25 protein-coding genes are annotated in these 26,328 nt (G+C 69.4%); 11 read left to right on the top strand and 14 right to left on the bottom strand.

Translation table 11 applies throughout. The features are described from left to right. Window positions 1-43 precede the first annotated feature (43 nt). From urtC to urtE, 3 genes are read left to right on the top strand one after another with little or no spacing between them, the layout of a single operon-like run. Window positions 44-1,126 carry an urea ABC transporter permease subunit UrtC gene (gene urtC / locus J5X75_RS12600; RefSeq protein ID WP_208467529.1) on the top strand — a complete coding sequence of 361 codons (1,083 nt, stop codon included), beginning with the start codon at window positions 44-46 and terminating at the stop codon, window positions 1,124-1,126. Next, window positions 1,123-1,860, top strand: coding sequence for an urea ABC transporter ATP-binding protein UrtD (urtD, locus tag J5X75_RS12595; RefSeq protein ID WP_208467528.1), 738 nt, complete (start codon window positions 1,123-1,125; stop codon window positions 1,858-1,860). The genes urtC and urtD overlap by 4 nt, the downstream gene beginning before the upstream one ends. Beyond that, window positions 1,860-2,552 (top strand): urea ABC transporter ATP-binding subunit UrtE, encoded by a 693-nt coding sequence (gene urtE, locus J5X75_RS12590; RefSeq protein WP_208467527.1) that lies wholly within the window; start codon window positions 1,860-1,862, stop codon window positions 2,550-2,552. Before urtD ends, urtE begins: the two co-directional genes overlap by 1 nt. Window positions 2,553-2,654: 102 nt before the next feature. On the opposite strand, the gene J5X75_RS12585 is transcribed toward urtE, so the two are convergent. Together J5X75_RS12585 and J5X75_RS12580 are read right to left on the bottom strand one after the other, a co-directional pair. Further along, on the bottom strand, window positions 2,655-3,512 hold the full coding sequence (locus J5X75_RS12585; RefSeq protein ID WP_208467526.1) for an SGNH/GDSL hydrolase family protein: 858 nt from the start codon (window positions 3,510-3,512) through the stop codon (window positions 2,655-2,657). Between the two features lie 154 nt (window positions 3,513-3,666). Beyond that, the gene (locus J5X75_RS12580) at window positions 3,667-5,103 is read right to left on the bottom strand and encodes a glycoside hydrolase 5 family protein (protein WP_307798049.1); all 1,437 of its coding nucleotides are present in this window, start codon (window positions 5,101-5,103) and stop codon (window positions 3,667-3,669) included. A 365-nt stretch (window positions 5,104-5,468) separates the two neighbouring features. Here J5X75_RS12580 and J5X75_RS12575 point away from each other — a divergent pair, with 365 nt between their 5' ends. Continuing rightward, the gene (locus J5X75_RS12575; protein ID WP_208467524.1) at window positions 5,469-6,290 is read left to right on the top strand and encodes a hypothetical protein; all 822 of its coding nucleotides are present in this window, start codon (window positions 5,469-5,471) and stop codon (window positions 6,288-6,290) included. A gap of 63 nt (window positions 6,291-6,353) precedes the next feature. Then, the gene (locus J5X75_RS12570) at window positions 6,354-7,106 is read left to right on the top strand and encodes a CDP-alcohol phosphatidyltransferase family protein (protein WP_208467523.1); all 753 of its coding nucleotides are present in this window, start codon (window positions 6,354-6,356) and stop codon (window positions 7,104-7,106) included. Between the two features lie 3 nt (window positions 7,107-7,109). On the opposite strand, the gene J5X75_RS12565 is transcribed toward J5X75_RS12570, so the two are convergent. From J5X75_RS12565 to J5X75_RS12540, 6 genes are all read right to left on the bottom strand, one after another. Next, window positions 7,110-7,877 carry an FkbM family methyltransferase gene (locus tag J5X75_RS12565; protein WP_208467522.1) on the bottom strand — a complete coding sequence of 256 codons (768 nt, stop codon included), beginning with the start codon at window positions 7,875-7,877 and terminating at the stop codon, window positions 7,110-7,112. Window positions 7,878-7,912: 35 nt separating this feature from the next. Continuing rightward, window positions 7,913-11,005, bottom strand: coding sequence for a DUF4132 domain-containing protein (locus tag J5X75_RS45945; protein WP_208467521.1), 3,093 nt, complete (start codon window positions 11,003-11,005; stop codon window positions 7,913-7,915). 13 nt (window positions 11,006-11,018) lie between these two features. Next, window positions 11,019-11,819, bottom strand: coding sequence for a DUF4142 domain-containing protein (locus J5X75_RS12555; protein ID WP_208467520.1), 801 nt, complete (start codon window positions 11,817-11,819; stop codon window positions 11,019-11,021). 808 nt (window positions 11,820-12,627) lie between these two features. Then, window positions 12,628-13,704, bottom strand: coding sequence for a winged helix DNA-binding domain-containing protein (locus J5X75_RS12550; RefSeq protein ID WP_208467519.1), 1,077 nt, complete (start codon window positions 13,702-13,704; stop codon window positions 12,628-12,630). 29 nt (window positions 13,705-13,733) lie between these two features. Continuing rightward, entirely contained in the window at window positions 13,734-14,576 is an 843-nt protein-coding gene (locus J5X75_RS12545; RefSeq protein ID WP_208467518.1) for an NAD(P)H-binding protein, read from the bottom strand. Between the two features lie 29 nt (window positions 14,577-14,605). Beyond that, window positions 14,606-15,793, bottom strand: a complete 1,188-nt coding sequence (locus tag J5X75_RS12540; RefSeq protein ID WP_208467517.1) for an epoxide hydrolase family protein — start codon at window positions 15,791-15,793, stop codon at window positions 14,606-14,608. Between the two features lie 63 nt (window positions 15,794-15,856). Here J5X75_RS12540 and J5X75_RS12535 point away from each other — a divergent pair, with 63 nt between their 5' ends. Beyond that, window positions 15,857-16,816, top strand: a complete 960-nt coding sequence (locus J5X75_RS12535) for a helix-turn-helix transcriptional regulator (protein ID WP_208467516.1) — start codon at window positions 15,857-15,859, stop codon at window positions 16,814-16,816. Window positions 16,817-17,138: 322 nt separating this feature from the next. Continuing rightward, window positions 17,139-17,273, top strand: coding sequence for a Txe/YoeB family addiction module toxin (locus tag J5X75_RS45420; protein WP_208467695.1), 135 nt, complete (start codon window positions 17,139-17,141; stop codon window positions 17,271-17,273). A gap of 23 nt (window positions 17,274-17,296) precedes the next feature. Here the strand turns inward: J5X75_RS45420 and J5X75_RS12525 are convergent, their stop codons facing one another. From J5X75_RS12525 to J5X75_RS46555, 6 genes are all read right to left on the bottom strand, one after another. Then, entirely contained in the window at window positions 17,297-18,433 is a 1,137-nt protein-coding gene (locus tag J5X75_RS12525; RefSeq protein WP_208467515.1) for a hypothetical protein, read from the bottom strand. 57 nt (window positions 18,434-18,490) lie between these two features. Beyond that, a complete protein-coding gene (locus tag J5X75_RS12520; RefSeq protein WP_208467514.1) occupies window positions 18,491-19,027 on the bottom strand; it encodes a hypothetical protein in 537 nt (178 codons plus the stop codon). Between the two features lie 247 nt (window positions 19,028-19,274). Then, on the bottom strand, window positions 19,275-19,841 hold the full coding sequence (locus J5X75_RS12515) for a PIN domain-containing protein (protein WP_238487760.1): 567 nt from the start codon (window positions 19,839-19,841) through the stop codon (window positions 19,275-19,277). Between the two features lie 9 nt (window positions 19,842-19,850). Further along, window positions 19,851-20,321, bottom strand: coding sequence for a helix-turn-helix domain-containing protein (locus J5X75_RS12510; RefSeq protein ID WP_183226262.1), 471 nt, complete (start codon window positions 20,319-20,321; stop codon window positions 19,851-19,853). A gap of 39 nt (window positions 20,322-20,360) precedes the next feature. After that, entirely contained in the window at window positions 20,361-22,703 is a 2,343-nt protein-coding gene (locus tag J5X75_RS12505; protein WP_208467513.1) for a DEAD/DEAH box helicase, read from the bottom strand. A gap of 665 nt (window positions 22,704-23,368) precedes the next feature. Further along, entirely contained in the window at window positions 23,369-23,605 is a 237-nt protein-coding gene (locus J5X75_RS46555; RefSeq protein WP_443607142.1) for a hypothetical protein, read from the bottom strand. 526 nt (window positions 23,606-24,131) lie between these two features. On the opposite strand from J5X75_RS46555, the gene J5X75_RS12495 reads away from it, so the two are divergent. From J5X75_RS12495 to J5X75_RS12480, 4 genes are all read left to right on the top strand, one after another. After that, on the top strand, window positions 24,132-24,383 hold the full coding sequence (locus J5X75_RS12495) for a toxin HicA (RefSeq protein ID WP_307798048.1): 252 nt from the start codon (window positions 24,132-24,134) through the stop codon (window positions 24,381-24,383). Further along, window positions 24,380-24,709 carry a type II toxin-antitoxin system HicB family antitoxin gene (locus J5X75_RS45935; protein WP_307798047.1) on the top strand — a complete coding sequence of 110 codons (330 nt, stop codon included), beginning with the start codon at window positions 24,380-24,382 and terminating at the stop codon, window positions 24,707-24,709. The genes J5X75_RS12495 and J5X75_RS45935 overlap by 4 nt, the downstream gene beginning before the upstream one ends. A 502-nt stretch (window positions 24,710-25,211) precedes the next feature. Next, on the top strand, window positions 25,212-25,688 hold the full coding sequence (locus J5X75_RS12485) for a hypothetical protein (RefSeq protein ID WP_208467512.1): 477 nt from the start codon (window positions 25,212-25,214) through the stop codon (window positions 25,686-25,688). 106 nt (window positions 25,689-25,794) lie between these two features. After that, on the top strand, window positions 25,795-26,292 hold the full coding sequence (locus J5X75_RS12480; RefSeq protein WP_208467511.1) for a hypothetical protein: 498 nt from the start codon (window positions 25,795-25,797) through the stop codon (window positions 26,290-26,292). Window positions 26,293-26,328: the final 36 nt, after the last annotated feature.

The following is a 26,328-nucleotide window of genomic DNA, read 5'->3' as shown; positions in this document are numbered from 1 at the left end:
CAGCGAAGCAAGGGCCGCGAAGGCACGCCCGAGGGAGATCAGCATGAGACTTCTGCGCAAGCCGGTCACCGGCTTCGCGATCGGCGCGGTGCTGCTGTTCGGGGTGGCGCCGCTGGCACTCGGTGACTTCCGGCTCGACCTGCTCGCCAAATACCTCTGCTTCGCGATCGTGGCGGTCGGCATCGGCCTGGCCTGGGGCCGTGGCGGCATGCTGACGCTCGGCCAGGGCTTCTTCTTCGGCCTGGGCGGCTACGCGATGGCGATGCATCTCAAGCTCGCCGACGCGGGTCCCGGCCAGATGCCCGACTTCATGCTTCTGTACGGGCAACTGGACGAGCTGCCCTGGTGGTGGAGACCGTTCGCGAACCCCCTGTTCGCGCTCTCCGCCACGGTCCTGCTGCCGATGTTCACGGCACTGCTGCTCGGTCTGCTGATCTTCCGGCGCAAGGTGCGGGGCGCGTACTTCGCGATCCTGTCCCAGGCGCTCTGCGCGGCGTTCGCGATCCTGCTGATCGGCCAGCAGGGCACCACCGGCGGCACCAACGGGCTCACCAACATCCAGGGCTTCTTCGGGTACGACCTGAACGACCCGGTGAACCGGCGGACGGTCTACTTCATCGTGGCCGCCGCCCTGCTCGCCGTACTGGCCCTGACCTGGCAGCTGATGCGCAGCCGCTACGGCGAGCTGCTGGTCGCGGTCCGTGACGGCGAGGAGCGGGTGCGTTTCCTCGGGTACGACCCGGCGAACGTCAAGCTGGTCGCCTACGTGGCGGCGGCGGGCATGGCGGGCCTGGCCGGGGCGCTGTTCGTCCCGGCGGTGGGGATCGTCTCCCCGGCCATGATCGGTGTGGTGCCGTCGATCGAGTTCGTGATCGGCGTCGCGGTCGGCGGCCGGGCCAGTCTCCTCGGGCCGGCGCTCGGCGCGATCGCGGTGGCCTGGGCCAAGACCGCGCTGTCCGAGCGGGTGCCGAGCGCGTGGACGTACTTCGAGGGGTTGCTCTTCATCCTGCCGATCGTCTTCCTGCCGGGTGGCCTGGCCTCGCTGGCCGGCACGATCCGTCGCCGCTCGCGGCCTTCGGCAGTGGTGGAGACGCCGGCGCCGGCGAAGGTCGAGGTGACGACATGAGCGGACTGTCGGTTCGTGACCTGCGGGTGGTGTTCGACGGATTCGTCGCGGTCGACGGCGTGGACCTGGACGTGCCCCGGGGCGACGTCCGGTTCATCATCGGGCCGAACGGCGCCGGCAAGACCACCATGGTCGACGCGATCACCGGTCTGGCCCGGGCCACCGGCAGGGTCACCTGGGGCGACCACGACCTGCTCGGCCGGAAGGTGCACCGGATCGCCCGGCTGGGCGTGGGCCGCACCTTCCAGACCGCGACGGTCTTCGAGGAGCTCACCGTCCTGCAGAACCTCGACATCGCGGCCGGGTGGTCCCGCGGGCCGCTCACCCTCCTGCGCAAGCGCAAGGCCGTCCCCGCCGAGGTCGAAAATGCCATGGAGACGGTACGCCTGAGCGCGGTGCGGGACCGGCTCGCCGGGACGCTCGCGCACGGCCAGAAACAGTGGCTGGAAATCGGCATGCTGCTGGTGCAGAACGCCGAACTGTTCCTGCTCGACGAGCCGGTCGCCGGAATGAGCCACGACGAGCGGGACGCCACCGGAGAGCTGCTCGGCCGGCTCAGCGAGAACCACACCGTGGTGGTGATCGAACACGACATGGACTTCCTGCGGCGGTTCGCCCGAACCGTCACCGTCATGCACGCCGGGCGCAAGCTCGCCGAGGGCTCGGTCGCCGAGGTGCAGGCGAACCCGAAGGTGCAGGAGGTCTATCTCGGACACGCGGTACAGGAGGCGTGATGCTGCGATTCGAGGACGTCCACGCCGGCTACGGCCGCAGCACGGTCCTGCACGGCGTCTCGCTGGCGGTCCCGAACGAGGGGGTGGCGGCCGTGCTGGGCCACAACGGCGCCGGCAAGAGCACCCTGCTGCGGGCGGCGGTCGGCCTGATCCGGCTCCGGTCGGGCATGGTGCTGCTGGACGGGGAGGACGTCAGCCGGCTGGCGCCGCACGAGCGGGTGACGCGCGGGATGGCGTACGTGCCGCAGGGCCAGCAGAGTTTCCCGCACCTGACCACAGGGGAGAATCTGCGCCTGGTGGCGGACGGCCGCAAGGGCGGCCGGGAGGCGATGGCCGAGGCGCTCGACCTCTTCCCGGCGCTCACCGGGCTGCTGTCCCGGCGGGCCGGGCTGCTCTCCGGTGGCCAGCGCCAGCAGCTGGCCCTGGCCCGGGCGCTGATCACCCGGCCCCGGCTGCTGCTGCTCGACGAGCCGACCGAGGGCATCCAGCCGTCGGTGGTCGCCGAGATCGAGCAGACGATCCTGTCCCTGGCCGCCCGGGGCGGGATGTCGGTGCTGCTCGTGGAACAGCACGTCGGCTTCGCGCTGCGGGCCGCCGAACGCTACTACGTGCTGGAGGCCGGCCGGGTCACCTCGACCGGTGACGGCGGCGCCGAGGCCGAGGGCACGGTCCGCCAGGCCCTGACCGTCTGACAGTTCGGACGCGAGGCGCCGTTCGGCCACCCGCACCCATGGTGCGGAGACCCGGCGCCGAGCCCTGACACCATGGCGAGGTGAACGACTCAGCACCCTGAGTCACCATGTGAAACGACCGGGATAGACCGCTTCGGCCAGTTCCTTCTGGCCGTCGGCGTTCGGATGGAAGTAGTCGAACTCGCTCACCAGGTCGAGATCGAACCGGATCCGATGGGCGGCGCCGCCGTCCCAGCGGCACCGGCCGCCGTACGCCTTGCACGCCTTTCGCAGTTCGGTGTTGTACGCCTCGATCCGGTCCCGGACCCGTTCCCGCCGCTGCTGGTCGGCCGCCGCGGTGGAGGTCGGCTCGGCCAGCATGGACGGACAGATGCCGCCGCGGCTCCACACCTCGACCGCCTTGTCGCTCTCCCGGCCGACCTGCCACAGCCGGTACAGATCCGGGATGCTGACCATCAGGATCCGGGTCTTCGGCAGGCCCTTCTTGAGCCGGGCCAGCCCCGCGCCGATCTCGTCGCGGAACGTCGCCACCGAGGTCATGTCCTCCACCCGGCGGGCGCACGCGTCGTTGGCGCCGATCAGGATCGTCACGTACTGGGGCTTGCGGTCGACCGCCCGGCGGGCCTGCCCGGCCAGCGCGTCGGCCTCGGCGCCGGGCTCGGCGAGGTTGTCCGCCTCCCCTTTGATCTTCGGGTTCTTGTCCAGGATCCGGTCGTAGTGGCTGGCGATCGCCGCATTGTTCCCGGTCGACCAGGAGTTGCGGGTGCACGCCACGTAGACGGCGCAGCTGCCCAGCCCCGCGGTGATCGAGTCGCCGAGCGCCACCATCGAGGCCGGGTAGCCGGTGGCCGGTTTGGCGCTGGTCCTCGTCGGCTTCGGCTTGGCGTTGCCACTGCCCTCGCAGGCCAGGGCGAACACGGCGAGCAGGGCCAGGGTGACCACATGCCAACGGCGAGTCATGATGCTCCATCCACTGCAGAGAGCCCGCTGGGTCATCCCTCTAGCTTGCCCTCCCGAAGTCCGCCGACCCGAAAGGGGGATGCATCACGATCTATGCAAGCCGATGCTGAAGCGGCGGAAGGCGGGCTCGCGCCCGCCTTCCGCATCGCATCGTTCAGCTGATCGCCGCGTCGTCGAACCACACGGTCCCGGTGTTGTCGCCGGACTTGAGGTGCAGCTGCACCGCGGCGGCGCCGGCCGGAGCGGCGACCGTCTCGACCACCAGCTTGGTCCAGCCGGTGTTGCCCGCCGGGAGACGGTTCGAGGTGTTCTGGCTGATCCACTTGCCGTTCGCGTCGAACCAGCTCAGCGCGATCTCGGTGATGCCGGTGGCGTCGACGCCGCGGGCGTACGCCTCGGCCCGCCAGCGGTAGCCGGGCTGCACCGGCGTGATCGGCGAGAGGACCAGGCCGGGCAGGCCGGAGGCGGTACGGGTGGTGCCGGAGAAGCGCGCCGACAGGGTTCCGGTACGGGCCATCCCGGTGGTGATCACGGCCGTACCGGCGTCGGGGTTGGTCCGGCGCCACGGCGAGTCGATCTCCGCCGCCTCGAAGCTCAGGTTGAGCAGGCTGTTCGGCATCGGCGCGCCGGAGAAGGCGATCTGGACCACGGTGGCGGCCAGCTTCGGCGTGCCGTCCGCGCGGAACAGGCCGAACTTGTACTGGGCGGGCATGGTCGACACGACCGAGTTGGCGGGGATGGCGCCGTCCGAGAAGTCGTTCAGCGTCCACGGTGACACCGAGTTGATCCCGGCCTCGGTCGCGGCACGGAAGGTCCGGGCCAGGTAGATGGCCTGCTCGCCCTCGCTGTAGACCGCGCTGCTGACGCCGGTCTCACCGATCACCACGGGGGTCGGGGCGACGGCGGTCTGCGCCTTGCGGATCTCCGGGAGCGCCCGCTCCGAGTTGCCGTAGAAGTGGAAGTCGTAGTAGTCGAGCGGGCTGGCGGTCAGCGCCGACTTGATCTGCGCCATGCCGGCCGCGCCGGTGCCACCGTCCACCGAGAGGGTCAGCGGCAGGTTCGGGATCGCCGCCCGGAACGCCGGGATGAACTGCTTCACCCAGGTCATCGCGGCCGCGTCGCCGGGCTGGATCTCGTTCTTCACCTCGACGGCGAGGACCCGCGGGTCGTTCACGTACGGGTCGAGCACGGCCTTGGCCCAGTTGACGCTGCCGGCGACGTCGGAGTAACCGGCCCACCAGTCGAAGAGGGTCACCTTGACGGTGAGTCCGTGTGCGTCGGCGATGCTGATGAACTTGCGCAGCTTCTCGGTGTACTCCGCCTTCGGCGTGGGGAAACCGAACACCGACGGGAAGACGATCACCCGGACGTTGTCGGCGCCGAGCTCCGCGGCCTTGGCCAGGTCGGCGTCGATCCGGGCGGCGTCGAAGCCGGTCCACATCGCCGACCAGCCCGCGTTCGACGGGTAGTAGTTGATCGACTTGGCCGACTTCACCGCGGCGAGCCGACCGGCCAGTGTGGTCGAAGTCGCCGTCAACGCGTCCGACTGCCCCTCGGCCAGAGCGGGCGCCGCCGAGAGTCCGAGGCTCACCAGAACGGAGGATGCAACGACGGCGGCACGAACGCGGAAGCTGCGCAAGGGTCTTCACGCCTTTCTCGAGGTTGCTTTTCGGTGTTCCCCTTTCCTTTCGGCGGCATCGGCGAGCGGTTCAAACTCTGATCCACTGCAAGAAGGTTGCAAATGGGGTACCCGCTCCAGGGTTACCGGCCCGTCCGGAGCCGGTAACCCCGCCGGAGGTTGCGGATCGGTAGCCGACTGCCCGATCGGGTGCAACGCCCCGGAAAACCCGGCGGGCCCGCTGAGCCGGATGGTGGAGTACCGGAGACACCCGACTCCGACAGCAAGGTGAACCATCCGTGGGCTGGAACAGCCGGAAACGACACAAGGTGAAGCGGTTGGCGGCAAGCCGGCCCCGTATCCCGGCCCAGCGGCCGGTCACCGACACCCTGCTCGAACTCGACACCGGGGTCTGCCTCCGGCTGGCGGCGAGCCCCGACCCGCGCGAGGTCGACCGAACCCTGCTCGCGGCCCTGCACGGCGAGATCGAGCGGGCCGGGCAGCGGGGATGGCAGACGTCCGAGATGGTCCGGGCGGTACGGCGGGAGCACAGTGCCCGGCACAGCCGGCTCGTCACCGATCCGGAACCGCTGCCGGAGTGGGCGGACCGCAACGGGTTCGACCGGACCGCCGCCATCGAGTCGGTCGTCCAGGTGCTGCGCCTGCTCACGTCGATGCCGCGGGTCGGCCCGGCCAGCCCGGCGCCGGCCGGTGAGCCCGGCCGGCAACTGCTGGACCGGGTTCGGGGACTGCTGGCCGAGGCCGAGGGGACCGACGACGCCGAGATCGCGGAGGCTCGCACCCTGGCGGCGCAGGAACTGCTCCGGGAAAACACCGGAGACGGGCGCACCGGTGGGCGGCGGATCGCCGTGGACAATCCGTACGAGCAGCCGAAGGCACAGCTGCTGCGGGCGGTGGCGGCGGCCAACGGCTGCCACGCCGTCTGGATGCAGGAGTTCGGCCTGGTCGACGTCACCGGGCCGGTCACCGGCCTGTACGCCACCGAGTTGCTGTTCGGTTCGCTGCTCGCGCAGGCGGCCCGGGCCATGAACCTGATCGACTCGAAGAGCCGCACCGTCCGGCAGGCCTTCCTGACCGCGTACGCCGAGCGGATCGCGGACCGGCTCGGCGCGCCGGCGGAATTCAAGATCTCCGGCTGAACCGCCCGCCGCCCCGAGCCGTGTTACCCGACGGCAGGTGAACGAGCGGCTACAGGAGGAATAGTGACGGTTCCGGCACGCCCATTGGTCCTCGGCGGCATCGTGCAAGCAACCGTCCTGCTCCTGCTGGGGGCCACCGTCGGGCTCGGGGCGGCGGGCTGGCTGGCCGGGATCGTCTTCGCCGCCGGTACGTGGGTGCTGCTGGGCCGTTCCCTGGAACACCACCACGGCCACCGCTGGGGACCCGCCGACACCGTCACGTTCGGACGGCTGATCCTGACCGGCGGGGTGATCGCCCTCACCGCCGACGCGGTCGCCGGGAGCACCCACCACGTCGCGCTGATCGGGCTGGCGGCGGTGTCCCTGGCGTGCGACGGCGTGGACGGCCAGATCGCCCGCCGGACCGGCGCCACCTCGGCGTTCGGCGCCCGGTTCGACATGGAGGCCGACTCGGTCCTGGCCATCGCGCTGAGTGTCTACCTCGGCACCACGCTGGGCTGGTGGGCGGTCGGCATCGGCCTCTTCCGGTACGCCTACGTGCTCGCGTCCTACCCGATGCCCTGGCTCAACGGCGCGCTGCCGCCGCGGTTCTCCCGCAAGGTGGTGGCCGCCTCGCAGGGCGCCGTCCTGGTGGTGACGAGCGCCGGCCTGCTCCCGGTTCCGCTGGCGCGGGCCTGCATCGCGGTCAGCATCGCCTCGCTGGTCTGGTCGTTCGGCAAGGACGTCCGCTGGCTGTGGCAGCGCGAGTCGCTGCGCCGCGCGGCCCCCTGGTGGAGCGGATCCCTGGAGAAGGAACCCGCCACCACCACCGTCTAGCCCTCAGCGGCAGTAGACGTCGCCGGCGTTCGCCTCGTGCGGCAGCTCCCGGACGTGGGTGGCCATCTCCGCCCGGCCCACCCACTCCGGGAAGGTCATCGCCATCGAATCGCCCATCGCGATGTTGAACTCCTTGAAACCGAGCGCGGTGACCCGGTCGAGGCAGCGCAGCGCCACCTCCCGCTCAATGGTGGTGAATTCGAAGGACAGCGCGGGAACGGAATTGCTCAGGCCGGAGAGAACAGTTTCCTCGAACCCTTCGACGTCGATTTTCACGAATGCCGGAATTCCGTGTTCGGCGATCAGTGAATCGAGCGTCACGGACCGGACCTGAAACTGCTCGTCCCACACCTGGCCCTGCCAGCCGTCGGCGCCGTCGGCGGCGCGGACGAAGTCGCTGGACGCCGTGGACACCGTGGGATTCGCCGAGTTGACGTAGAAGTCGACCGTCCCGGTGGACCCGCCGCACACCGCCGGAATCGTCACCACATCGTCGTCACCAGCATAGATCTCCCGGATCGCGCGCAGGCAGAGCGGCTGTGGCTCCACCGCGACGACCCGCGCCCCGAGCCGCCGGAAACTCCCGATCCGGTCCCCCACGTGCGCGCCGACGTCGAAGACCAGATCGCCGGGCCCCACGAAACGCGCGTAGAAGGCGTCCAGCGCCGCGTCGTGCTCCGCATTTCCGTAGTAGTAACCGAGCGACCGGTGAATGGGCGAGGCCGCCGGATCGGATTTGAGCGAGTCCAGCGCTGCACGATTGAATTGCATACTGGATTGTAGCAATTCCTGGATGCGTCACCGGCTCAGTCGAATACCCGCATATCGTGCACCAGTTCCGAGAAGACCACCGGCGGCAGCCCGCCGGGGGACGGATCGCCCCCGCCGACCACGATCACGTCGATGACGGTCTGCGGTGGGGCGGAGTCGACGGTGTCCGAGGCGTGCCAGCCCGGATCGGTGCGCAGCAGCGCGTGCCGTCCCCCGCCCAGCGGTTTCGCCATCTGGACGGCGGCGTCGTACCAGCGCGTCCAGCCGTGCCGTTCCAGGCCGCGCAGCACGGCGTAGGTGGTCTCGCGCCCGGCGTACCGGTGCAGGTCCTGAAGGTCTTCATGGACCGGCCGGTCGAGCTGCGCGAACGGCTGGAGCAGCTGGTAGTCGGCGAAGACCGCGCCCCAGGCGGCCAGCTCGCCGTCGGCGAAGAGCAGCGGATGCAGGACGCTGACGGTGGCGCCGTCCGGGAGCACGGCCAGGTCGTCGTCCACGGTGGCCGGTGTGCCGTCCTCGGCGACCCGGATCGTGCCGGTCCGGGTCTCGCCCTCGAAGACGCCCCAGACCAGGCGGCGGGCCAGGTGGGTCATCCACGGGTGGGCGGCGAACCGGTCCAGGAAGATCGGGGCGGGGATCCGCCGCTGGGCGCACATCGCCCGTTCCAGCCGGGCCATGTGCAGCGACGCCGAGGCGCGGGCCTCTTTGCGTAGCGCGGTGAGCCGGTCCTTGGCCGCCTTGCGCCGCCGCGGGTCGCCGCCCCGGGGCAGGTCGGCGAGGATCCGGCCGTCCGGGTCCCGCAGGACCGGGGCCAGCTGGTGGTCGAAGCCGATCCGGAAAACGCCGGCGCCGGTGTCGAGGACGTCGCCGCCCTCCTCGTCGAGGCCGAGCGACGGCACCAGCCGGTCGGCCAGCTCGTCCGGGGTGAGCCCGCGCAGGTCGGCGATCGCCTCGATGTGGTCCCGGGCGCGGCTCTTGAAGACCGGGAACCGGGAACGCTCGGCGAGCAGGCTCATCTCGATCAGGGCGGCGTCGGTGCCGCGGTGCCGCAGCGCGTCGAGGGCGGCCTGGGCGCGGGCCGCCGCGTTGGTGCCGGCCCACTGCCGGGCGTGCGCGGCCAGCCGCCGGGCGCCCGCGTCGTCGCCGATCAGGCCCACCGCCTGCATGCACCAGCCGTCGGCGGCCGGCGCCCCGGCCGCCACCCAGCGGTCGAACAGCGCGTCCGCGAAGGCCGCCCGGGACGCGGCGGTCCAGCGGTTCCGGGCGGCGAGGACGGCCGGGTGCACCTCGTCGGTGTCGCACGACGCCAGGCGTACCAGGAAATGGTCTTGATCGTCGGTTGTCGCCCGGCCGCCGTCGGCGGCGGTGAGCGGAGGCAGCGGCGTGCCGGTCAGATAGGCCGGGATCTTCGGCCTCCTGGCCTTCGGGGCGTCGAGCGGGTCCCGTTCCAGGAGCGTGACCAGGTCCGCGGCCCGGTCGCCGGCCTGGGCCGTGAGCAGCGCCCGGTGCCCCTGCGCGTCGAGATGACGCAGCACCCGCCCGGTCGCCGGGTCGTCCGGGTCGGCGCGCCACAGCGCCACCGACCCGGCGGCCGCGTGCTCCGGATGGCGCAGCAGCCAGGACCGGGCCAGGCGGCGATGCTTCTTCCCGGCGAAGGCGCGGACCATCGGCGCGGCCAGCGACGCGTGCCCGACCGGCTGCGCCACCTCCAGCGCCGCCTCCACGCACGTCGTCTCGCCGAACGCCGACAGCAGCGCCGCGACGTGACTCACCCCGTGCCTGAGCAGCAGCAACGGAACCAGCGACCGCACCCGGTAGTGGTAGTGGGTGAAGCCGAGGGCCATCAGCCGCTCGTGGGTCCAGCGCGGCGCGAGGGCGAGGGCGGGCAGCGTCGCCGGAATCGCCCAGCGCTCGCGATGCTCCAGCCAGGCGGTCACCGCGGCGGTGTCGCACCGCCCGATCGGCACGCCGTCCCACTGCTCGGCGTCCGCGTTCACCCCCTTGCGCTCCGCGTCCGCCCGCTCGGCGTCCCGCAGCCGCAGCACGGGCTCCACCGGCACGGCCACGTCCAGCCAGGCGGGACGCACCGCCTTCGGCGGCTGATAAGGACAAGACGATCCATCGGGTACGTCCACCCGCGCCGTTTCCGGAACGGTGAATCCGGTCGCCCACGTATGCCCGGCGCGGCGCTGTTCGTCCAGCGCGGCCCGGGCCGTGTCGTCGTCGACGTGGGCGAGCAGTCTGCACCAGATGCCGTTGACGTACGGATCGTCCCGGTACGGGGGGTCCGGCCGCATCCGAGCCAGCACCGGCCCGGCCGCCGCGCCCGCCGTCTCCACCACACCGGCCAGGTAGAGGCCACCGGCGAAGAACTCGTGCCGCACCCGGTCGTTGGCGCGCAGGAACCGTTCCAGCGTGTCCAGGTCGCCGGCGGCCAGCCCGGAAGCGTGCACCGGGGCGTCGCCGAACCGGCCGACGGACCGCATCGCCCCGGCGTGCGCGGCCCGCTCCTCGGGCCCCGCCTGCGGGCCGAGCGGCAGCAGATAGGTGACCGCCCAGAACAGGTCGGCGCGGAGGCTGCCGGTGAGCTCCTTCGCCATCCGGTCCCGGACGTCCAGCAGCACGTCGCGCGCCTGGGCGTACGTCGCCGCGTCGGCCACCACCAGCAGCTCCCGCAGGCGACCGAAGACACCCACCCCGGTGTACGGCAGATCGACGTGGAAGCCGCCGAGCACCCGCCGGCACGCCTCGGCCAGACCGTGGGCGGCCACCAGGAAATCGGCCAGCCATTCGTCGGCGCCGTGATCGACGTACCGGAACCGCTCGCGGACCGCCCGGACCAGCGCGTGGTCCTCCCGCTCGTCACCGACCCGGGCCGTCTCGCCGAGCAGCCGGGCGCCGAGTGCCCGGTCCTCGGCGGCGGACGAGGCGACCAGCTGCCACACCCGCGACGACTCGGTGGAGTTCGCCCGGATCGCGGCGTCCTGCGCCCAGATCCCGCGCCGCAGCCCGGCCCAGGCCTCGTCGATCCCGGCCGGTGGCCGGACGACGGAGGCGATGCCGCTCCGGCGCGGGTGCAGGACCCCGCGGAGCCAATCGGTGACGATCACACCATCCGGCGACGAGGTCACCGCGTCACCCTGTTCAGCCTCCGTAATAGCGTGGCCGCCGCGACCGGTAGCCGTTGCGGCCACGGCCGCCGACGATCTGCCGGGTGACGAGGACGCCCGCGACCAGCCCACCGGCCAGGGCCGCGGCGATCAGCGGAATGTTCGCGCCGCTCTCACCGGAGTTCTGTTCAGCCGCGGAGAGCACCTGGGTGGCCGGCTTGCTGCTGGCCGCCGCGTTCGGGGCCGGGGCGGTCGGCAGGGCGGCGAAGTCCACGATCCCGCTGCTCTCCAGCAGGGTCATGTGCGTCATGACGAACTGGTTCGCCTGCTGGGCCAGCCTGCGTACGGTGTCGTTGCGGGTGCTCGCCCGGATCGTCGCGATCGCCGGGAAGATCTTGCCGTGCGCGGACCGCAGCCGGTCGATGTAGATCGCGTCGAACTCGGGACCCTCCGCCGCCTCCATCTCGTCGAGCCAGCCCTGCTGGTCGCTGTTCGGCTCGTTGGGCAGGGCGATCCTCAGCTCCTTCGCGGCGGTACGGGCCAGCTGGTCGAGCGCGGCATGCTGATCGGCGATGTTCTGGCCGATCTTCTTGATCCGGGCGCTGTTCGACTTCTGCTGGGCCATCTCCCCGGCCGGGATCTCCCAGAGGCCGGCGAGACGCACCTTGACCACGAGATCCTTGTCGGCGGCCGAGATGTCACCCGTACCGCGGTCGAGCAGCAGGTTCTCCGGAGGCACCGGGACGTCCGGCGCTGCCCGCGCCGGATCCGGCACCAGCATGACCAGCGCGGCGGAGAGAACCGCGGCACTGCACAGACGGCGCCACACGGACATCGAACCTCCCTCACTCTCGTGTGCCGCCCAGGGCTCATCGAGTCCCGTCGACACTCGCGGACACAGGGTGATACGGACCATCGACCGGATCGGATCACGAAACCTGTGGCCCGTCTGTGCCCGTCCGCTTCCGGGGGCGGGGTAGCGTGCCTCCATGCCGCCCGTCTCCAAGCTGGAACGCCGCGTGACGACCGCGGCCGCGCAGGCCCTGGAGCGGCAGCGTCACGTGAGCCCGCTCGACGTGCTCACCGGGATGGGGTGGCTGCCACCCGGGCTGGTGACCGACTGGCGCCAGGGCCGGGCTGGGCACCCACGTCCTCACGGTTCAGGCGATCGACCGCACCCTCAACCGCTCGGTCGAGACGAACTACTCCTTCCGGGTCATCGACCACACGCCGAAGGTCTTCGACCAGAATGGGGGCGCCGCAGTCGGCGAGCCGCGGACGATCCAACTCTCGAGTCAGGTGCCCGGGACGGTGTCGTTCACCTACCGGCTGAACGACGGCCCGTCGGAGACCGCCACCGCCGATGCCGAGGGCCGCAGCACCGTCGTCGTCACCCCTGACCGGCGGGGAGACAACTTCCTGACCGTCACCAGCCAGACCGCGGAGGGCGTGGTCTCGCCTGAGACCAGGGCGAACCTCTACGTGCCGGTGCAGGTTCCGCGACCGGCCATCAGCTCGCCCGACCCGCCGACCGACGGCACCCCGTCACCCGCGGGCCAGCCGGTCACGATCATCCATGGCCGAATCCCGAACGGTGACTGTGCCGGTCGTCGTGGACGCGACGAGGAAGGCGTGTGGTGCGCTCACGTCCGCCAGCCGTCCCAGGACCGTACGTGGTGGTTCGCGCCGGGAGCGGCGAACTCCAGCAAGCGGCCGCCTTCGGCTTCGACCTCGGCACGCTGGACCGCGGTCAGCGGCCGGAACGGGTCGATCTCCAGAACTGTCGACTTCCTGCCCGGATGAAGCTTCCACGTGCCCGCCACCTCGCCGTCCACCAGCAGCGCGGCACGCATCCCATTGCTCGTCATGACCCGTTTCCGGGCCTCTTCCGAGATCACGCGGGTGCGGTCGGCGTGGGAGGCGAGCAGGTTGTCGTACTCGGGCAGGAACCGAACCGGCGCGTAGGTGTCCGCGTCGGGGCGCGGCGCTTCCGGAAGGTCGAACAGTTCGACTCCGTGCTCGTCACGGAAGACCGCCAGCCGCGGGCGAAGCGTGTCCAGAACGGGACGCAGCCGGGTTCGCCCGGCCCACGTCTGCACATCGCTGATCGAGGCAGGGCCGAACGCGGCGAGGTAGCGCAGCACGATCCGTTCGCCGTCCGTCTCGGCGTCGGGGCCGGCGCCGACCCAGTCGGCCGCCGTCGCGTACCTGGTGGCGCCGCCGATTCCCCACACCGCACGTGGCGGCAACTGGATCAGCGGGGTCAGGTTGCGCACCACGGTTGCGAGCGCGCGGGGCTCACGATCCGGCCACTGTTCGTTCAGCGCCATCCCCAGTTCGCCGGGCGTGAGGTTCCGCCTGCTGAGCAGTGCCCGGCCCGCCTCCGCCACGGCGGCACGGTCCAAGCCGGTCAGGGCCGATCTGAACGCGGTGTTCAGTTCACGGTCGAGGGCCGGCTGAGCCCATGGCCGCAGCAGGCGGCAGTCGGCGGCGGTGACCAGATGGATGGTGCTGCGCATCAGCGCGATGCGGACCAGGCGACGGTCGTTGAGCCCGTCCGCCAGGTCAGCGACACCGAATCTCCGCAGCCTGCTCCACAGTCCGAAGTAGGGCGCGTACGGCGCCTGCGCCTGCATACCGACCAGGCGGGTGATCGCCTCCTCGGCGGTCACGTCGGCGCGTTCCAGCAACATCTGGCGGGCGAGCAGGGCCCGTCCCAACGCCCGTCGTCCCCATGTCCGGGGCACGGTCAGCCTCCGAAGTCGGCGCGGTGGTCCGCGGCCCATTCCGCGTACGTCCGCGCGGGCCGGCCGGTGATCTGCTCGACGGTGTCGTTCACCGGCGCGGGCTTACCGACCGCCTCCGCCATCAGGCCGAACAGCGCCGCCAGGAACTCGCCGTCCATGAACCGGCTCATCTGCTCCAGCACCGGCTCCGGGTCGAGGTCCTCGACGGTGAGCGCGCGCCCGAGCGTCTCGCCGAGGATGCGAACCTGCTGGGTTTGGGTCAGCGACTCCGGGCCGGTCAGGTCGTAGATCCGGCCGGCGTGTCCGTCGCTGGTCAGGATCCGCGCGGCCACCGCGGCGACGTCCCGCTCGTGCACCGCACTGAACGCCGCCTCGGTGTACGGCGCCCGGATGACGTCTCCGCTCTGCGTCTGCATCGCGAAGGTCAGCGAGTTGATCGCCGGGAACAGGAGGCGCAGGAACGTCCAGTCGATCCCGGACGCCTCGATGGCCTGCTCGACGTCCCGGTGGTATCGGGCGATCACGTCGGGCTGCCGCTCGGCCCCGGCGACGATCGCCCCGGAGGAGAGGAACACCAGTCGCCGTACGCCGGCCGCGCTGGCCCCCGCCAGCAGCGGGGACACGTCCATGCCGTACGGGAGGATCACCAGGGCGGCCTCGACGCCGGCGAATGCCGGCGGCAGCGTCTCCGGCCGGGTCAGATCACCGCGGACGACGTCGATGCCGTCCGGGAGAGCGGCCTTCTCGGGGGTACGGGTGAGCGCCCGCACCGGCACGTTCGCGGCGGCCAGTTCCTCCACGGTCTGGCGTCCGAAGTGGGCGGTGGCACCGATGACGAGATACATGATGTCTGCCTTTCGTTGCGGAGGAGTGTTCAGCGAACCTGGCGGAAAAACTGCCGGATGTCGTCGATGAGCAGGTCGGGGGCGTCGTGGGCGGCGAAGTGGCTGCCCCGGTCGTAGACGTTCCAGGAGACGATGTCGCTGTGGTCGCGATCGGCGAACGTCCGGATCGACTGGTAGTCCCAGGCGAAATTGGCCAGGCCGAGCGGCACGGTGGTCGGCTCCGGCACGGTCGTGCCGCGGCCGTTCGACTTCTGACGCGCGGGTGCCGTCGTCGCGTCCTCGTAGTAGAACCGGGCCGCCGAGGCCGCCGTGTTGGTCAACCAATAGATCATCACGTTGGTCAGCACGAAATCCGGGTCGAGGTTGCCGCCGAGCAGCTGGGCATGCCAGCCGAGCAGACCGGCCGGCGAGTCGGCCAGCGCGTGCGCGAGGTTCTGCGGCTCGGTGGACTGGAGCTTGTCGTACGCACCCCGGTTCTGGGTGAACCAGTCCGCGAACGCGAGCTTGCCGCGTTCCTCCTCGGAGAGGCCGGCCAGCTCGGCCGGATCGCCCGACGGGAACGAGAAGACCTGCGTCACGTGCACACCTCGGACGTGCTCCGGATCTGCCCGGCCGACCTCCGGAGAGATCAGTGAGCCGCCGTCGTTACCGGCCGCGCCGTACCGGTCGTACCCGAGCCGGCGCATCAGCTCCGCCCACGCCCGGGCCACCCGGTACCGGTCCCAGCCGCGCTCGTGAGTGGGCCCGGACAGGCCGAAACCCGGTACGGACGGAATGACCAGGTGGAACGCGTCCGCCGGATCGCCACCGTGGGCCCGCGGATCGGTCAGCGGGCCGATCACGTCGAGCCACTCGACCACCGTCGTCGGCCAGCCGTGGGTCAGGATCAGGGGAGTCGCGTCCGGCTCCGGCGACCGGACATGCAGAAAGTGGACGTTCTGACCGTCGATCTCGGTGGTGAACTGCGGGTATGCGTTGAGCTTCGCCTCCCAGGCCCGCCAGTCGTATCCGGTCCGCCATCGTTCGATCAGCTGCTTGACGTAGCCGACTGGAACGCCGTACTCCCAACCCGGCGGAACCGGCCCGGGCGCCGCCGCCGCATCACCCACCGGCAGTTCCTCGGCCCACCGGGTCCGGGCCAGGCGCTCCTGGAGATCGTCGAGGTCGGCCTGCGGAATCGCGATCCGGAAGGGAGTGATCGTGCTGTCGTTCGTCATGTGGTCGAGCGTAGGAGCCTATTAGGCAAGGTCCTTTCCTAATTATCTGGCAAGCTTCGAGGAATGTTGGAAACCTCGGCACGACTGCTGCGCCTGCTCTCCCTGCTGCAGACTCCCCGCGATTGGACCGGCGCCGAACTCGCCGAACGCCTGTCGGTCAGCACACGAACGGTCCGCAACGATGTGGACCGCCTGCGCAACCTCGGCTATCCGGTGCACGGCACGCGCGGCTCGGTCGGCGGATACCGGCTCGGCGCCGGCGCCGCACTGCCACCGTTGCTGCTCGACGACGAGGAGGCGGTCGCCGTCGCGATCGGGTTACGGACCGCCGCGGGCGGCACGATCCTCGGCATCGAGGAGACGTCGATGCGGGCGCTGGCGAAACTGGAGCAGGTGCTTCCGTCACGCCTGCGGCGCCGGGTCAACACCCTTCATCGGTACGCCGAAGCCGTACCCCGTGACGACACCGGTCCGCGCGTCGACGCCGACACGCTCAGCAGCATCGCGGCGGCCTGCCGGGACCACATACGCCTGCGCTTCGACTACCGCAGCCATGACGGCTCCGAAAGCCGGCGCGACGCCGAGCCCTACCGCCTGGTCAACTGGGGCCGGCGGTGGTACCTCGTCGGGTTCGACGTCGAGCGGGCGGACTGGCGGACCTACCGGGTGGACCGGCTCCACCCGCGTACCCCCGCCGGACCTCGATTCACCCCTCGCGAACTCCCCGAGGAGGCCGTCGACCGCGTCCGCCGAGGCGTGTCATCGGCAGCTTGGCGACACCGCGCCCAGGTGGTCGTGCATGCCTCGGCCGAACGACTCGCTGAACGGATCAACCCGGCGATCGGCACGATCACGGCCGTCGACGATACCCGCTGCCTGCTGGACACCGGGGCGGACACCATCGAGGCGCTGGCCGTCCACCTCGGCCTGCTCGGCGTCGACTTCACCGTGACCGCTCCCCCGGAACTCGTCGCACTCGTACGCGAACTCGGCAACCGTTACCGGCGCGCCACCAAGCCCTGAATCAGATCCCAGGAAATTCTCGATCTTCGCCGGTAGACCAGCCCACCCGGCAATACCGCCCCATCGACTCCACCGAATCAGCCCCGGCCGGAGGAGAACCGCAACCGGCCGCGACAACGACCACCGCAACGTGGGACCCGCGGCGCCGGGCCCGGTGGTGAGCGATGAGCGCGCTGGTGACCTCCATGCCCGCTCCAGCCGCTCGACCACGTCGGCCGCGACCAAACGGCGGCACCGTTCCCGATGATCGAGTGGGCTTGCTGCGGCCGGCGACGGCCCGCGAACCGACGCTCCTCGCTCTCGAAGCAGGAACGGCCAGGGCATCGGAAAACCTGAGATCCTCCGGAACAACCTCGCGGGCCTCCGGTCCCGGCGCATCGACGATGAACATCGCATGGTGTACGCCGTCGAGGCCAGCGAGATCACCATCATCTCCTGCCGGTACCGCTACGAGTAGCGGGCGGCCCTATCGCTCCTTGCTCAGCGGTGTTTGACGAACTCTGCCAAGCGCTCGCTGAGCGGACTCACCCGCGGACGCGGCGGTTGATCGAAATATCCCGGCTTGGCCTCGCGCATCAGTTCCTCACCGTCCCGGCTCCAGTCGAACCGTGGCCGTTTCAGCAGCCGCCGGAACACGACACTCGCCTTGTCGGGATCCCTCGCCGCCAGCCGGCGCAGGACCATCGGCTCCACGCTGTCGTCTTCGAGATAGGACAGTGTCTGCTCGCGCCACCGGCGGCGGCGCAGCAGGTCGGGGTTCGCGAACGCCTCCTCCACGAGACCGAACTCCGCATAGAAGCCGAGTCCGTCCGTCTCGTCGTAGATCAGCGCCACCGTCTCCGCATCGGTCAGGTCCGGCGGCAACGACATCGACACCGCAGGAGGGACGTCCTTCGGGTCCGGCCCGAGAATCGCGTCACGGCAGTACGTGTAGTAGCCGTCGAGCCGATCCTGCGCCTGTTCTCCCGGGACCACCAGCAGGTCGGCGCCGAAGAAGTCCACGAACCGTGCCCGGTCAGCACGCTGGTGTTCCCATGCCAGAGCAAGCTTGTCCGGGTTTCGGAAAACCGCTTCCGGCGTACGCAAAGACATGTCCAGCGCGAGCTGATAGGCGATGTCCCGCTCGCTCCCGCGCAGGATCTGTACCGGCCCGCTCAGCATCCACTCGTCACCGACCGCGACCAGCCGGGCGATGATGAACGAGCGGCGCGGCATCCGCCTGAACACGGCCGGGCCCATGTTCGACCGGACCCGATAGGTCAAGTCGTCGACCAGGCTCTCCACCACGAGCGCCGGCCCGTCCTTGCGCTGCACCTCGAACGGGCCCTGCACCACATCGCGCCAGCCGAGCACCATCTCCCGTTCCACCTGCGGCAGGTCCGGCCGGGCCTCGACGAACTGCTCCACCACCGTCCGGCCGTTCGCCAGCCGGTGCTCCAGCACGAAACAGTCCCAGAGCAGCATCCACCGCTGCTCATCGGCGTCTTCCAGGCCGTTGCCGTACTCGGCCAGAAATTTCGACGCAGCCCGGTCGTAGCGCGGCTGCTGAGAAAACGCCACCAGCTCGCCCTTGAGGTCACCAGCCCGTCGTAGCAGCGCGGCATCAGACATCGACATGCCACCAACCTATGAGCTGCCAGAGTCAGCTCGTCACGGGGTGCCTCGTTCGGGTGATCAGTCGGTGAGATGCCGAGCGAGGCGTTCCGCGTTGAGTCCCCGCATTGCGTCCTCGACGGCTTCCGAGTCGGAAAGATCGATACCACGGGCCGCCAGCTCCGCGGCGATCTGCTTGGCCGGACCCCACGCCGCGGTGTCGTCGAACGCCTCCTCGAACGCGGGAAGGAACGTGTCGACAGCCTCAACAACCGGACCGATCCATACCGGGTCGACCATACGGCGTTCCAGGGCGTACCGGATCCAGCGCCGCAACACCTCCGGCAGCGCGGCACGTTGCTCGGCGTCCAACGCCGCCTTGCGCGGCAGCCAGTCGGCCAGGAACAAGCCGACCTGACCGGGGCTCCAGCACAGCGGACCGCTGGTCATGTACCCGTCGCCGTAGTCCAGGAACAGATCGGCCAGCGACCTGGCGACCGTGTCGTCGACCGGCGCGAAGCCGTCCAGCAGTCGTTGCCGTTCCTCATCGCCCATCGGCTGCCAGTCACGGAACTCCGGAAGGAACGGCAGGCATCGCGACCAGGCCAGCGCCCGCAAGTCGACGAAACGTCTACCACATCCGGTCCGGGGCAGCGGCCGAGCGCCCCACGGTTCGCGCGATGCCACATTTGACCTGCTCGAACACGCAGGTCAGGTATGGAGTGGGCCGGACGATGCACCATGCGAACCACCCGATCATCGTCACCGGCGACCCCTTACCGGGGACGTTTGGCCAGTTCAAGGGGTGTTCGGCCAGCACGTTAGCCTGATTTGCATCCGCCTTCAGCCGCCTCGAACGGCTGCGCTACCAAGCCGGAAGGCCGAGATGGCGTCGTACTTCAGCCGCGAATCTGGGCACGCCGGTGCGCTGCAGAAGGACGAGGACCTCCGGCACGGTGTTCGGCGCTCGCCGGTAGGACGCGGCCTGGTGGCGGAGCACGTCCATGGTCGAGCCGGGGTAGAGATCGAGTTGGTCGAGGAGGAAGTCGTCGGGGTGGATGGCCGCGATGTCGTAGGGCTTGAGGGCCGGCTCGGGGAAGTCGCTGAGGTTGAAGGTGACGATGACTTCGGCATCGGCGCGTACGGCGGCAGCCAGAACGTGCCGGTCCTTCGGATGGTTCGTCATACCGTCGACAAGCGACTCGTAGCCGGTGACCAGGGCGTCGGGGAATGACCGGCTCATCTGGCCGAGCCGCCGATCGACCCGATCCGGTGGTAGCCCACGCTCGGTGAGGTTGCGATGCAGTTCGGCGAAGACGTCGGCCGACCAGAGCGGCCGGTACGCGGAGGCTTCGGCGAGGCGAAGCAACGTGTCGCACAGGTAGGCCGGGTAGAGCACGCAGGTGTCAAGGAACGCCGGGAACGCCACCATGACCGGCGGTCACCTCGACGGCGGGGAGTCGAGGGTGATCTCGTACAGGTCGTCGTCCTCGGCATCGGCGGCCATCTGGTCCAGGGCTCGGCGGCGTTCGGTGCGGGTGCGCTCGGAGTAGTCGAGGATGTCACGCAGCAGGACTCGTCGATGCCGGCCGCGCAGGCTGTGCGGGATCTCGCCGTCGGTGAGCAGTCGGACCAGCGTGGGTCGTGAGATGTTGAGCAGGTCAGCAGCTTCTTGGGTGGTCAGCATCGTGTTGTGCGGGGCGATCGAGACGGCCATGCCCTGGGACAGGGCGCCGACGACGTCGCGCAGCAGTTCGTAGAGTTCGGCCGGGATGTCGAGCTGCGAACCGTCCGGGCCCACCAGCTTCGCTCGCGCGGGGGCTTCTGCGTCGGCCATACCCCGCGCGAAGCGCACCAGGTCGGCGGGGTTTTCAGGTGGCAGAACGGTCCGTTCACGCAGAGTGCTCGACATGAAACCAGCATACCGCTATTCGAAAAATCCGAAATCCCGCTACGGTCTGACGAAGCCCAGCGCCCGATAGCCGGGCATACGGCGCTGCAGCGAAACGGCAAGGATCGGCGTCGCCGGGTCGTGGTAGTCGTGCACCTCCGCGACGTCCTTGCCAGGTGCCGCGCGGATGACCCGACCGGCGCACTGAACCAGGAGGCCGTCGAAGGAGATCGGCCCGGCCAGAAACAGGGTGTCGAGTACGGGTGCATCGAAACCCTCGCCGATGAACGGCGTGGTGCCGAGAACCAGGAGCCCGTCGCCGACCTTCGCCTCGCCGAGCCGGTCGACTGCCGCACGCCGATCCGTAGTGGTCATGCCTCCCTGTAACAGGAGCGCTTGGTGTCCGCGATCCGCTAGGAGCGAAGCCAGAGTTTCGACATGGGCGATGCGGCGGGTCAGCACGAGACAGTTGCGCCCTTTGGCGAGGGCTGCCGCGACGTCGTCGACGATCTGGGTGTTTCGTGTTTCATCCCCGATCAGGGAGCGGTGTACGGCCGCCAGTGCGCCCGGTGACGACAGGTCCTGCTCATCAGCCCGGAACTGGGTCTCATGGACGAACAACAGGCGGCGCGGACCGGCCTCTTCCTGCCAGATGGCGGCGAGCGTATCCGGGTCCTCGTCGGTCACGGTGTGCCGAACAGGGCCGAGCTGCCAGGTCACGAGTTCGCCGAGGCCGTCCCGGCGGGACGGCGTCGCGGTGAGCCCGAGCCAAAACTGCGCGCCGATCCGTTTGACCGCATGGTCGTACGCGGCGGCGGCAAGGTGGTGACATTCGTCGACGATCACGTGTCCGTACCCGGCGGTGAGGTCCGCGACGTCGGTACGCCGGGCCAGCGAGGGCAGCATCGCGACATCGACGACACCGGTGAGCTTGCGCCGGCCGCCGCCGATCTGCCCCGGCCGTACGCCGAGGAACTGCTCGACGCGCGACCGCCACTGTTCGGCCAACGCTTTGCGGTCGACGAGAATCAGGGTCGAGGTGGCTCGTTCGGCGATCATCGCGCAGGCCATGACGGTCTTGCCGGAGCCCGGTGGAGCCACCAGCATGCCGTCGTCGTGGGCGAGCATCGCACTCACCGCGGCGCTTTGCCTGGTGGTCGGTTCGGCGGTGAAGGCGACCTCGATCTCCCTGCCGGCATCTCGCGTATCCGTGATCACCAATCGGGATCCGGCATCCTCGACGATCCGTCCGACCACGTGCCGCAACCCGCGCGGTAGAACCAGGCGACCGTCCAGCGTGATGTCGTACCCGCGAAGAAACCGTGGCGTGTCCCAGGTCGACTTGCGAAGCCGCTGCAACTCGTAGAACTTCGGATTGGACAGCGAGGCCGCGTGCTTGAACGTGGCCAGCGCGGCCGCCGGCAGTTGCGAGGTGTCGATACTCAGGCCCGCCGCGAGTTCTGCCTGCACCGTCGTTGGCAGCGGCGGGTGGACCTTGGTGGCATCCGACCTGCTCATCTTCGCCACACCGGCGCCGACGACGGCCTGTTTCGCACGACGGGCGACTCTTTCCGCGTCGCCCGGGCTGAGCTGGTCGAGGACCGACAGAAAGGCCCACTGGTCCTCGTATGGCTCCAGGGTCGCCAGGTCGAGGAAGAGCGTCAGGCCGTCCTTGCGGCGCCGACCCTGCAGCGGCGCCGCGATCAGGTTTCCGAGGCCACCGTCGGGCAGGACGTCCTGATTCGGGAATAACCGGTCGTACGAGCGCAGGTCCATCGAGCCCCGCAGCACCATGGCCTCATGCAGCAGGACCGTTCCGACCGATCGGGCCGTGGCAGCGGGAATCGGGTCGGTGAAGAAGACCCAGGCGTGCGCCCCACGCCCTGACTGGGAGATCTCCAAAGCCGCCGGGACACCGCTGGCTCGGGCGGCTTTGCAGTAGGCCAGCGCATCGATCAACGCAGTGCTGCCGTCGAAGTCCGCGGCCAGGAATTGGCAGGTATTGTCGGTGAGCAGCGGATACAGGCCCATGAACACGTCACCGACCAGATGGGCGGCAACCACCTCCGCGGTGAGCGGCAGATAGGCTGCGGTGCGCCGGTCCATCCCCTTGCGCCAGCCGCCCGCCACCGCAGGAGACCAGCCCGCTGTTCCGAGCCGGTCGTTCTCCCAACGCTTGGCATAAGCATCCCGCCGCCCGCGGAACAGGTTGGCGTAGAACGCCAGCTTTTCCGGCACCGGCGACGCCATCGTGACCAGTCCCGGCGTGGCTATCGCGGCGAGTTGCTCCGGAGCTGGAGTGGTGTCCTGGCCCCGCAGCTCCAGCAGACGCGACAGCCGATGGTTCTCCGACCGTAACCGCTCCAGCTCACGACGCAGCCGAGCGACCTCGTCGTCAGTCACCGCGTCAACGGACACCACCGGCCCATCTTCACACGCCGGCCGCCGCAAGCCCGACAGCCGACTCAGTCAAGCCGGGCCCGGTCGAAACGGTCGATCAGGCTCGGCTTACGGGCATGACTTCATGAGCAATAGCACCGTTGCACCGAAAGCGCTGCCGTCGGCCAAAACCACGGTGGAAACCGTTGCCCCGTCGCCCCGGACGAGCAGTCCTGTCAGTACAGCTACCAACGCCGCAGCAAGGACGATGACCAGCGCCCACATCCAACGCGGAGCTCGGGCGGGTGTGGGCGATGAAGACTCGAACATAGCGACGGTGATCCTCTCGGCCGGATGTGAACCTCTCGAAGGAGCACAAGATGTCGACTGAGCTCCGCTGGACGAGCATGCTCTCCGGAGGCTGTCGTGATAACGCCATTTAGAGGGGAATTCCGCAGCTGTGTCATTCCTCCTGGCAGGGCCACATAATTCCCGCCAAAATCCCCCAACGGCCGGTGCCAGCGACGCGCGCAAATCCGACTACTGGAGAGCATCGTCCAGGCCGATGCCGGCCTACTCGAGGAGCATCCGCTCGACTCGAGGTCCTCCTCTCCGAAGCCCGGCAAGGAAGCCGCATGAGCTTGCGCATCGTTTTCACGCCCAATGCATGAGAGGACTACGACGGCTGGTTACGCCGGGACGTGAAGATGGCCCGACGCATCAGCAAACTGCTCCTCGACGTTCAACGGGATCCATAAGGAACCGGTCTCGGCAAGCCCGAACTGCTGAAAGGCCCGCTCTCCGGATGGTCGTCGCGCCGCATCAACGACGAACACCGGCTCATCTACCGCGTCCGCGGCGGCGACCTGGAAATCGCCGCCTGCCACGGCCACTACCTCGACAAGTAGCAGCGGCTCACCCAGCATCCCGCCTACCCGGATCGGCGGTCGCCGCGTTCAGATTTCCCGGCTCGTGGACGAGGGTGAACAACATGCGAGCCGCCGCCCCATCAGTGGGGCCCGGCGGTTCGCATGCAAGATCAAAGTGGGGCGGGCGGGACTCGAACCCGCGACCGAGGGATTATGAGATCGAAAAGCGAAGTCGATCTACTGGCACAAACATCCGCCGAGCTGCGAAAACGCTTGCCATGATCTGACAGCGTTCCGCTACGTTTGCGGACCTCGTGCGGACTGATTGCGGACTAGTCGATCTTTCCCGCACGCCGTCCGCCCCACAGCCTGCCGGCACTGACCGCTCCACCGGCGTTCGGCAACCCGCGACACAACCATGTCCACCCTATTCGGTGGCAAGCCGCGAAGCGGCGCGGCAGCAACTACGGCCTGGCACCACCGGAACGCTGGCCTATGGATCGCCCGCGGTGCACTTGGATCAAGCACCCTGTCCCGAGATCGTAGTATTACCCGTGATACTGAGCGGAGTATCGTGGGTGATGTGGCGGACAGACTGGCGAAGATCTTGGCGGAGATGCGTCGGAACCCGAACAACATCCGGTTCGCGGACCTGTTGTTCGTCTGCCAGCAGTGCTTCGGGGAACCACGATCACAGGGCACATCGCACTACGTGTTCAAGACGCCGTGGCCCGGTGACCCTCGGGTCAACATTCAGGACAAGGGCGGCAAGGCAAAGCCTTACCAGGTCAAGCAAGTGCTGACCGCGATCGAGAAGCTGGAGGAGCGATCGTGAGCGTGGCGGACCACTACACCTACCGAGTCCACTGGTCAGCGGAAGACGGCGAGTACGTCGGCACCGTCGCCGAGTTGCCCTCCGTCTCCTGGCTCGCCGAGAACCGGATGGAAGCCTTCATCGGTATCCAGCGCGTCGCCGAAGAGATCGTCGCCGACATGGAGTCCTCCGGCGAAACTCCGCCCGTGGCCATCGCGGACCGGCACTACTCCGGCAAGTTCCAGGTCCGCGTACCGGAAGAGGTCCACCGCCGTCTAGCCATCCGGGCGGCCGAGCAGGGCGTCTCCCTGAACGCACTGGCATCCTCACGCCTAGCCGGCGCCTGACAGTTCCGCGGGAGGCCCGCCCACGGAAACCCTGAGCCTGTGGATCACCCACAATAGAGGTGGATCAATAATAGTACGAGGTCAGACGGCTTGATCAGGTCCGGCCACACCCACTCCGGCTGCTAGCGTTGCTGTACTTCACTGCTGTACAGCAACGCGGCTTCCGGACTGCTGGATCCGCGCTAGCTGCAAGCCATCCACCGGCCGCCCGCACCATGCCCAGCCCGGCAACGCCCGGACCACCGTATTCGGTGGCAAGCCGCGAAGCGGCACGGCAGCACATCGGACTGCGCCCACGCACCCGCGTGGATGGAACGCATCGCGCCGCCTCGCAGCTCATCTTCCTTCAGCGGTCCGGAATGCCGTAGCGGAGAACGCACAAACGGTGGATATTCAGACCTCGAACTCGCCAGACCACCGATCGAGGTCTTACCGCATGACTCTTTGGCTCCCTCCAAGCGCGGTTCCGCTCCAGCACGCAGGACCGGCCCCGGATCCGCGGATGAAGAACTTCATCGGCGGGTTCAACGACCGCGGAGAGCCTGTAGAGATCACCTTTGCCCGTATGCAGGCAGCGGCGGCCGACTGGATCATCACTCCGTCGACGCCACAGGGTCCGGCACAACTCCTAAAGGCCGCCCGGGACATGTTCTGCCTCGGGCTCTACTCCTATGAGTTGATCGCCTGCTCAGCATCGTGGTCCATCACAGCCGTCGAAGCAGCCTTGAAGCTCCGCCTCGACGCCGGGTCAAAGCCCTTCCAAAAGCTGGTCACACTAGCCATTGAGCAGGAGTTGATCGACGCGTACCTCGGTGAGGTCCTCGACGCCGGTCGCCAGATCCGGAACAACTTCGTTCACGAGGGCCGCCAGCCTGTGTGGACTCTCGGTATGGCTGGCTCTGCCATCGGAACCTCATTCAAGGTCGTGGCCCAGCTATACCCCGCGGCAACGCCCGACGAGCACATCCCCGAACCCTGACGCAACTGGTCCCTGATCGAACCCCCAGCCGGCGCGCCGGCCGATGCCGGCGCTTGCGCCGCCAGCAGGCCGAGCGCGTCCGGCCGCGCCGCGCTTGCGCGGCGCCTTGATCGAGCGGGCGGCCCAGGTCGCTCAGGAACGCGCCGCCCGGCTGGCGGGTCACACTCGGCAGCATCTGCCGACCCCGGGTGAGCCGTTGATTGTCCTGGTCGTCGACGAGTTGGCGAATCTAACCGCCTACCTGGCCGAGCGGCAGCTCAAGGACCGGATCAAGGCCGCGCTCGGCATCGTGCTCACCCAGGGCCGCGCCGTCGGGGTGCACGTGGTGGCGGCGATCCAGGACCCGCGTAAGGAGGTGCTGCCCGCCCGTGGCCTGTTCCCGACCCGGATCGGGCTGCGCCTGTCCGAACCGGCAGAGGTCGACATGGTCCTCGGCGACGGCATGCGCGACCGCGGGGCGCTGTGCGACCGGATCCCGCAGACCCAACCCGGCATCGGCTACGTCGTGCTGGAAGGTGATCCGACCCCGATGCGGGTCCGGCTCTCCTACTGCGACGACGACACCGTGCGCGACATGGCCGAGGCCTACGGGGGTGTGGTGTGAAGCTGACCAGCGAGCGCATCGAGGGCCTGACCCTGA

This window comes from Actinoplanes flavus (assembly GCF_017592555.1).
Lineage (GTDB): Bacteria > Actinomycetota > Actinomycetes > Mycobacteriales > Micromonosporaceae > Actinoplanes > Actinoplanes flavus.
The sequence above is the reverse complement of the archived record's forward strand: the minus strand, read 5'-3'. Positions and strand labels throughout refer to the sequence as shown.